The 6,861-nt window shown below is 45.2% G+C and carries 6 protein-coding genes; all 6 read right to left on the reverse strand.

Annotation, left to right across the window (positions count from 1 at the left end; genetic code table 11):
- Nucleotides 1–174 precede the first annotated feature (174 nt).
- The 6 genes from murA to VMW01_09085 all read right to left on the reverse strand — a co-directional run bounded on the left by murA (nucleotide 175) and on the right by VMW01_09085 (nucleotide 6,699).
- Nucleotides 175–1,479, reverse strand: coding sequence for a UDP-N-acetylglucosamine 1-carboxyvinyltransferase (gene murA, locus VMW01_09060; GenBank protein ID HUW06399.1), 1,305 nt, complete (start codon nucleotides 1,477–1,479; stop codon nucleotides 175–177).
- Between the two features lie 13 nt (nucleotides 1,480–1,492).
- Nucleotides 1,493–2,098, reverse strand: a complete 606-nt coding sequence (locus VMW01_09065; protein ID HUW06400.1) for a DUF4290 domain-containing protein — start codon at nucleotides 2,096–2,098, stop codon at nucleotides 1,493–1,495.
- 91 nt (nucleotides 2,099–2,189) lie between these two features.
- Nucleotides 2,190–4,541, reverse strand: a complete 2,352-nt coding sequence (locus tag VMW01_09070) for a UvrD-helicase domain-containing protein (protein ID HUW06401.1) — start codon at nucleotides 4,539–4,541, stop codon at nucleotides 2,190–2,192.
- Nucleotides 4,542–4,636: 95 nt separating this feature from the next.
- Nucleotides 4,637–5,155 carry a GNAT family protein gene (locus VMW01_09075; protein ID HUW06402.1) on the reverse strand — a complete coding sequence of 173 codons (519 nt, stop codon included), beginning with the start codon at nucleotides 5,153–5,155 and terminating at the stop codon, nucleotides 4,637–4,639.
- Between the two features lie 139 nt (nucleotides 5,156–5,294).
- On the reverse strand, nucleotides 5,295–5,756 hold the full coding sequence (locus VMW01_09080; GenBank protein ID HUW06403.1) for a hypothetical protein: 462 nt from the start codon (nucleotides 5,754–5,756) through the stop codon (nucleotides 5,295–5,297).
- A 22-nt stretch (nucleotides 5,757–5,778) separates the two neighbouring features.
- Nucleotides 5,779–6,699 (reverse strand): hypothetical protein, encoded by a 921-nt coding sequence (locus VMW01_09085; protein HUW06404.1) that lies wholly within the window; start codon nucleotides 6,697–6,699, stop codon nucleotides 5,779–5,781.
- Between the last annotated feature and the right edge of the window lie 162 nt (nucleotides 6,700–6,861).

Genomic DNA, 6,861 nt, shown 5'->3' on the forward strand with positions numbered 1-6,861 from the left:
ATCCTTAACCGGTTGCTCTTGGCCTTCTGCCGTCTTGTTTTCTTTTGGCTCTTCGCCCTCTTGATGCTTTTTATGCTTGGTCATATCGAAAATCAAATAATATTTTACGCGATGAGGTCAAGGCAAAAAGCTTGCCACTTCGCAAAATGCGACATTTTGTCGGTTTGAATGAAGCTATACGCGACGAATTTGAGCACCCAACTTATTGAGCCGCTCGTCAATCTTTTCGTATCCCCTATCGATCTGCTCAATGTTGTGGATAACAGAGGTTCCCTCGGCAGACATTGCTGCAATGAGCAACGCAACGCCAGCACGAATGTCGGGTGAGGTCATGGTTGTAGCGCGAAGTTTCAACCTGTGCGCCTGACCAATTACTGAGGCGCGGTGTGGGTCGCAGAGAATAATCTGTGCACCCATGTCGATGAGCTTATCTACAAAGAAGAGGCGGCTTTCGAACATTTTCTGATGAATAAGTACGCTTCCTTTTGCCTGTGTTGCCACAACTAGAAATACACTGAGCAGGTCGGGTGTAAGTCCTGGCCACGGTGCATCGGCGATGGTTAGGATGCTGCCATCGATGAACGATTCAATTTCGTAAATGTCGTGGGAGGGAATTAGTATATCGTCGCCCTTACGCTGAAGTTCAATTCCCATGCGTTCGAAGGAGTAGGGGATAATGCCCAAATCGTCGTAGGAGACGTTTTTAATGGTGATTTCGCTGTGGGTCATGGCGGCCATGCCAATGAAGCTGCCAATCTCAATCATGTCGGGCAGTATGGTGTGCTCGGCACCGTGCAGCTCCGTTACCCCTTCAATTGTAAGCAGGTTGGATCCAATCCCCGAGATTTTAGCACCCATGCGGTTGAGCAACTTACAAAGTTGCTGCACGTATGGTTCACACGCTGCATTGTAGATGGTGGTTATCCCCTTGGCCATTACTGCTGCCATTAGGATATTGGCTGTGCCTGTAACCGATGCCTCGTCGAGCAGCATGTAGCAACCCATCAGGTTGTTGGCTTCAACGGCATAGTAGTTTTGGGCAATGCTAAAGTCGAATTTGGCGCCAAGACGCTGAAAACCCAAGAAATGGGTATCGAGCCGCCTACGGCCAATTTTGTCGCCACCCGGACGAGGAATGTAGCCCATGCCAAATCGGGCAAGAAGTGGACCAACAACCATTATGGAACCCCTAAGACTGGCCGCTTTCACACGAAACTCCTCGCTGCGCAGGTAGTTGATATCCACATTGGCCGCTTTAAAGCGGTAGCTGGTTTCACCTAACTTGTGCACCTCAACGCCCATACCCTGAAGTAGCTCAATGAGCTTGTTCACATCAAGGATGTTGGGTACGTTGTGAATGGTCACCTCTTCGGGGGTAAGCAGCACGGCACAAAGAATTTGGAGTGCCTCATTCTTTGCCCCTTGAGGTTGAATTTCGCCGGAAAGCCTTAGGCCTCCTTTAATTTCAAAGGTTCCCATAAAGCCTAGTGGTTTACTTTTTCCGTGGGTGTTGCTGGTGGGGTGGACGTCGCTTTATTTTGCTCGGTACTTGAATTTCGCGTCTATCCTGAAGTTTAAACTCCGGTTTGAGGGTAAGTTTACCTTTAGAGAATTCACCCAAGTCACGTAGAATTAGGTCGTCGGTAACGGAGTCCTTGTTCCAGGTGATGTAAGATTTCTTCATCTGATTGGCGATGGCTAGTACGAGGAGGTCTTTTTCCTCTCCATCTTCCATGGCTGCAACGGTTTTAACCATCGATTCCAACACACGTCCATAATGCTTATGCTTTAGCGTTGATGGGGCATACGGAACAATACGAGGTTTTTCCTGTAATTTCTCGCGAAGCGGGGTAGGGTATGGCGAATCGATATCGAGCTTAAAGTCGGACATAATTGCTAGATGGTCCCAGAGCTTGTGCTTAAAGTCCGGTTGGTCGCGAAGCTGAGGCATGAGTGTACCCATCACGGCAATTATCGATCGGGCGACTAAGTTTCGCTGATCGCGGTCTTCGATGGTCATTGCATAGTCCACCATCTGTTGCACGTTTCTTCCATATTCAGGAAGAAAAAGTTTTGTACGTTGCGTATTGTAGTCCATTATAGTGATTTAGTGTTCAAAAGAGCACCGGAGAGCCGGTAACTTCAACAAGCACAAAGCTAGCACATTAAAAACAATTAACAAAACGATCTTACTGATTTGCAATCTTTAGGCGAGCAAACTTGAGTAATAGTGTCTTTTGCCCCGTGGATGGGAAGAAGACGGTCGCCTTGCGGTTGGCCGAGTCACCCTCGGCTGCCACAACCTTTCCAACGCCAAACCGCTCGTGCTCTACCTGAACGCCGGCAACAATTTCGTTGGGGTCACAATCTCTAAAACTTTTGGCTAATGGCTCGTTAAATTCAACAGGGATATTGGTTGTAGCGGTTTTTATGCTTGAGGTAACCACCTTTTTCTCCTTTGCAGGAATATTTTTTTGGTAGGGGTTGGAAAATGATCCGTAGTTTTTGGAAAATCCACCACCCTGTGTCGAGCGGTTTAGCAGGTTGTTGTCACCATCGTTATCGGGTGCCTCACCCATGTCGAGGTAGCTTTCGTCGATCTCTTTTAGGAAGCGGCTTGGACGGCAAGTGGTGGGCGAACCCCAGCGGTAGCGCTGCATGGCGTAGGATATGGTTGCCCTTATTTCGGCTCGCGTTATGGCAACATAGAATAGCCGTCGCTCCTCCTCCAGCTCTTGCTCGGTGCCCATGCTCATGCGGGAGGGGAAGAGCTCTTCCTCCAGCCCGACCAGATACACATATTTAAACTCAAGCCCTTTTGCAGAGTGGACGGTCATAATGGTGACCTTGTTGCGATCCTCAGGCTTATCTTTGTCGGCATCGGTGAGCAGCGAAACAGTTTCTAGAAAACGATCGAGGGTAAGAGCCTCATCGCTCTCCTCCTCCTTTTTCAACTCTTCGGTAAACTCCCTGATGCTGTTGATGAGCTCTTCTAGGTTTTCCAACTTGGAGACCCCCTCGTTGGTTTTATCCTGCCGGAGGTCGTGAATAACCCCTGACTTGGTGGCAATGGTAAGCGCAAGGTCGTAAGCCTCCAGCGTGGCGATTTGCGATGCCATTTCGCTAATAAGGGCTACGAAATCGGCAAGTTTTCGTGCCGCTGCCTCCTTAACTTCGGGCTCTAGCGTACGGATGTTTTGAGCGGCCTCCCAAATGCTTATTCCGTTTGAAGCAGCAGCAGATTCAACGCGCGCCATGGTGGTATCGCCAATGCCTCGGGCGGGGAAATTTACCACCCGCTTAAATGCCTCATCGTCGTTGTGGTTGAGCACCAGCCGAAAGTAGGAGAGGAGGTCCTTTATCTCCTTGCGCTGGTAGAACGAAAGCCCTCCGTACACCTTGTAGGGAATATTTTTCTTGCGCAGCGAGTCCTCAAAAATTCGCGACTGGGCGTTGGTGCGGTAGAGAATGGCAAAGTCGTGGTAGTTAGCCTGATCGCGGTATATTGTTTCGTGAATGGAGGCGGCAACCATAAGCCCCTCCTCCTGGTCGGTGTAGGCGCGAAGAACCTTTATAAGTTCACCCTCATCGTTTTTTGAAAAGGAAACCTTTTTTATCTGATTCTTGTTCTTGGCAATGATGCTGTTGGCCGCATTCACAATGGTCTGGGTGGAACGGTAGTTCTGCTCCAGCTTAAAGAGTTTGTAGTTAGGGTAGTCGTTTCGGAAGTTGAGGATGTTCTCAATTTTTGCTCCGCGAAACGAGTATATGCTCTGGGCATCGTCGCCCACCACGCAGATGTTGTGGTGCTGGGTGGCTAGCTTATTCACAATCAGGTATTGCGAGTAGTTGGTGTCCTGATACTCATCAACCAGAATATACTGAAACTGTGTTTGGTACTTGGCCAGCACGTCGGGGAAATCGCGAAAAAGGATGTTGGTGTTCAGCAGTAGATCGTCGAAGTCCATGGCTCCCGACTTGTAGCATCGCTGCGCATAGGCTGTGTATATTTCGGCAATCATGGGCATGCGCGAAGCCGCATCCTGAGCTACAGTATGCGAGCTGCTGCGGTAGGCCATGGGGGTAACCAGGTTGTTCTTGGCACTGGAAATGCGACCCAGCACAGCGCCCACCTTGTAAACCTGATCGTCGAGTTTCAAGTCCTTAATGATAGACTTAATGAGGCTCTTGGAGTCGGTGGTGTCATATATGGTGAAGCTCTTGGGATAACCTAGCTTATCGGCTTCGGCACGGAGTATTTGGGCAAAGATGGAGTGAAAAGTTCCCATACGCAGGCGCTTGGCCAACGACTCGCCCACCGTGGAGGCAATGCGCTCCTTCATTTCGCGGGCCGCCTTGTTGGTAAAGGTGAGGGCCAAAATGGAGTAGGGGGCCACTCCCTGATTAAGAAGATGGGCAATCCTGAAGGTGAGCACTCTGGTTTTTCCTGATCCTGCGCCCGCAATTACAAGGCTTGGACCCTTGTAGTTTTCAACAGCTTGACGCTGAACATCGCTTAGTTTACTGAGAAATTCTTCCACGGTTGGTATTCTGATTCAATTAGCATGCAAAGGTAAGCTTGCCCAGTGGAATTACAAACTTGTTTTTGGGGAAGGAATGGTGCTTTGGTATTTATTTACTCTCGCAGCTTGGCATACCGTATCTCGTCCCATAGCTTCCCGTTTTTAAATACTGCCTTCTTAAGCACAGCCTCTCTTGTGAAACCGCACTTTTCTAGCACCCGTTGCGAGGCAAGATTATACTCGAATACGCCGGAGAAAACTCTTACAACATCCAGCATTTCGAATGCAAATTGGGTGGCCAGGTTTACTGCTTGCGGCATTATGCCCCTGTTCCAGTATGGCTCACCAAGGAAATAACCCAGCTCGGCGCTCTTTCGGTAAACATCCGTTCCCTTTGTTAGCCCAACATTGCCCACGTATTCCCCTTCGTAAATAATACCAAAAATGGTGGTGGGATCTTGGGCCATGCACATCTCAACGAAGCTCTTGGCATGTTCCAGAGTGTAGGGGTGAGGAAAGCCATCACGCAGGTTGATGCTTATGTTTTTGTTGTTGGCCAGCTCAGCCATCCGGGGAGCATCGGCCATTACCAGTGGACGAAGGGTGACTTTGCCAGAGGAAGCATGTAGCATGGTTGGTGTTGTTTAAGTAGATTTGATGATTACAAACCCACGCCGGATTTGTGAAAACAAGAGACTAAGAATATTCTCAGTTTTGAAACTATTTCTGTGCCAATAATGAATGGGTTCAAGAGAAACAATAAAATATAGATTAAAAGGACAATTCCCACAAGTGTCGATCGCTGTCATATCCCTGTAAATAGTATCTTCGTGACCCATCTGGGTTGAATTTTATTTCATTGTCAGTCATATAATCTAGGTTAGTTACCAAATCAGATATAGTAATGCTGGTGTATCCGCCATTTGACCATTTAATAACAGCAATAATAGAATTTTCATTATAAACGACTGAATTCACGCCCTCGTTAAATTCTTTTCCAGAAAAGAAAACAATTTCAACAGAATAATAATCTGACCAGACCATTTTTTTGCTACCTGAATGAGAAACAAAAATAGGAGTACGTCCAAATATTGGGGTCTCGCAATAACCAACAGGATTTTTATCGACTACCTCAGACTGGTAACGAGCACTGCATTGAATTACAACTGAGGCTGAGAGATTCCTTAATCCAATGAGAGCAAACAAAAAAATAAATGTGTAGACATTTTTCATAATTAGAAATCTGATTTAATACCTACTTCATAAATACCCAATTATTGCCATTTGAATTAGAAATAAGTTTTGCTTCTTCCTTATTTCCATCTTTGTCTGTAATCATTATTGGAACACAATTGTCACATTTCATGGCAAATGTGATATAAAAATTCTTTATAGCATTATTTAGCCAAATATATTGGTTGTGTAGCATGAGGGTATTATGAAAAACATCTATCCAATCATTAAATGTAATCGAGGAAATATTTGAATATGGGTCATCTTGGATATAATTGTTGAGCATGATGACTCTTCCTGCAAATGAATAATTAGAATGAGCAATTGAGTTTCGAATCTGAGTTTTGTATGTTTTATTTATTAAGTCGTGAAGTATTGGTGAAATACTTTCTAGCCGATCTCTTATTTTTACCCTTATAATCTCATGCCTGCTGAGTATGTTTTTATTTTTTTTATTGCCCTCAGCAATTTTAAAATACCAGTCATAACTCTCTCCATTGAGAATCCTTACAAACTGATATAGTTTTTTAATTATCATGTCAGCCTCCCAAAATTTCAAGTAAATGAGCATTTCAATCTGAATTGATGTTTCTTCTGATTCTATCAGTTCATCATATTTTGACTTATCCTCAGATAAGTATTTAAGTCCTTTTAGATAAACTGTGTATGGGTACTTGTGGATATTGTTTTTTCGATAATTATCTATGAATGTATAATGTGTTTGTTCTGAGTGACCTTCTTTTCCAGGTCCAACTGCATATGGGCTGTATTTACCACCTTCACTATTTGTGAATTTTAGTGCATCTTCACTAAAAAAACCATTTTCTTCAACGAGGAGAAGATCGCCAATATGTTTTTGTCGTTTGAGGGCTAATTCCATGAGTCTCATAAATTCAGGCTCTAAGATTCTTTTGCGTTCAGTAATTTTATCACTAAATATCATAATGGTTTGGAATTATTAATGAAACCTAAATTCAAGTAACAAATGCAACTTATAGGATTGAGGAGGGAATGGAGTTTATTTTTTTCAGAACAGGAAGATGAGCATTGCTCACCTACCCTGCTCCGATGGAAAAAATGTGGTTCTTTGCCTCCTAAATCCTCT

It is taken from the genome of Williamwhitmania sp., from assembly GCA_035529935.1.
In the GTDB taxonomy this organism is placed as follows: domain Bacteria; phylum Bacteroidota; class Bacteroidia; order Bacteroidales; family Williamwhitmaniaceae; genus Williamwhitmania.

Bases quoted from the DNA above. Each gene is read 5' to 3' on its own strand.
- murA (HUW06399.1), bottom strand. From the start codon at position 1,479: ATGGGAACCTTTGAAATTAAAGGAGGCCTAAGGCTTTCCGGCGAAATT.
- VMW01_09085 (HUW06404.1), bottom strand. From the start codon at position 6,699: ATGATATTTAGTGATAAAATTACTGAACGCAAAAGAATCTTAGAGCCT.
- VMW01_09065 (HUW06400.1), bottom strand. From the start codon at position 2,098: ATGGACTACAATACGCAACGTACAAAACTTTTTCTTCCTGAATATGGA.
- VMW01_09080 (HUW06403.1), bottom strand. From the start codon at position 5,756: ATGAAAAATGTCTACACATTTATTTTTTTGTTTGCTCTCATTGGATTA.
- VMW01_09075 (HUW06402.1), bottom strand. From the start codon at position 5,155: ATGCTACATGCTTCCTCTGGCAAAGTCACCCTTCGTCCACTGGTAATG.